Source organism: Mesocricetibacter intestinalis (genome assembly GCF_004363295.1).
Taxonomy (GTDB): domain Bacteria; phylum Pseudomonadota; class Gammaproteobacteria; order Enterobacterales; family Pasteurellaceae; genus Mesocricetibacter; species Mesocricetibacter intestinalis.
The window spans coordinates 1-1,206 of the sequence record NZ_SNYQ01000018.1; the positions used below are offsets into that span (position 1 = coordinate 1).

The following is a 1,206-nucleotide window of genomic DNA, read 5'->3' on the forward strand; positions in this document are numbered from 1 at the left end:
CTGATGCCGCAGCTTCGGTGCTATATTTGAGCCCCGTTACATCTTCCGCGCAGGCCGACTCGACTAGTGAGCTATTACGCTTTCTTTAAATGATGGCTGCTTCTAAGCCAACATCCTAGCTGTCTAAGCCTTCCCACTTCGTTTCCCACTTAATATAAACTTTGGGACCTTAGCTGGCGGTCTGGGTTGTTTCCCTCTCCACGACGAACGTTAGCACCCGCCGTGTGTCTCCTGAGTATCACTCTTCGGTATTCGCAGTTTGCATCGGGTTGGTAATCCGGGATGGACCCCTAGCCGAAACAGTGCTCTACCCCCGAAGGTGTCCGCTCAAGGCTCTACCTAAATAGATTTCGGGGAGAACCAGCTATCTCCCGGTTTGATTGGCCTTTCACCCCCAGCCACAGGTCATCCGCTAATTTTTCAACATTAGTCGGTTCGGTCCTCCAGTTAGTGTTACCCAACCTTCAACCTGCCCATGGCTAGATCACCGGGTTTCGGGTCTATACCTTGCAACTCAACGCCCAGTTAAGACTCGGTTTCCCTTCGGCTCCCTTATTCAGTTAACCTCGCTACAAAATATAAGTCGCTGACCCATTATACAAAAGGTACGCAGTCACCCTTACAGGCTCCCACTGCTTGTACGTACAGGGTTTCAGGTTCTATTTCACTCCCCTCGCCGGGGTTCTTTTCGCCTTTCCCTCACGGTACTGGTTCACTATCGGTCAATCAGGAGTATTTAGCCTTGGAGGATGGGCCCCCCTTCTTCAGACAGGATTTCTCGTGTCCCGCCCTACTTGATGTCAGCTTAGTACCACCACAGAACATTCGGATACGGGATTATCACCCTCTGCGATTGTGCTTCCCAGCACATTCTCCTCGCCCTGTCGCTATCACTGACGGCTGCTCCGCTTTCGCTCGCCGCTACTCACAGAATCTCGGTTGATTTCTTTTCCTCGGGGTACTTAGATGTTTCAGTTCTCCCGGTTCGCCTCGTTTAACTATGGATTCATTAAACGATGATGGATTCTTCATCCATCGGGTTTCCCCATTCGGATATCTTGGATTAAACGCTTCTTATCAACTCATCCAAGCTTTTCGCAGATTAGCACGTCCTTCTTCGCCTCTGATTGCCAAGGCATCCGCCCTGTACGCTTTGTCACTTAACCATACAACCTCAAGTATTCTCACTTGAAGCCGTGATGACAA

At 50.3% G+C, this 1,206-nt stretch carries 1 rRNA gene; it reads right to left on the bottom strand.

Annotated features, from left to right (window positions below):
* A 23S ribosomal RNA gene (locus tag EDC45_RS10315) occupies nt 1-1,166 on the bottom strand; the annotation flags it as partial.
* Nucleotides 1,167-1,206 lie beyond the last annotated feature (40 nt).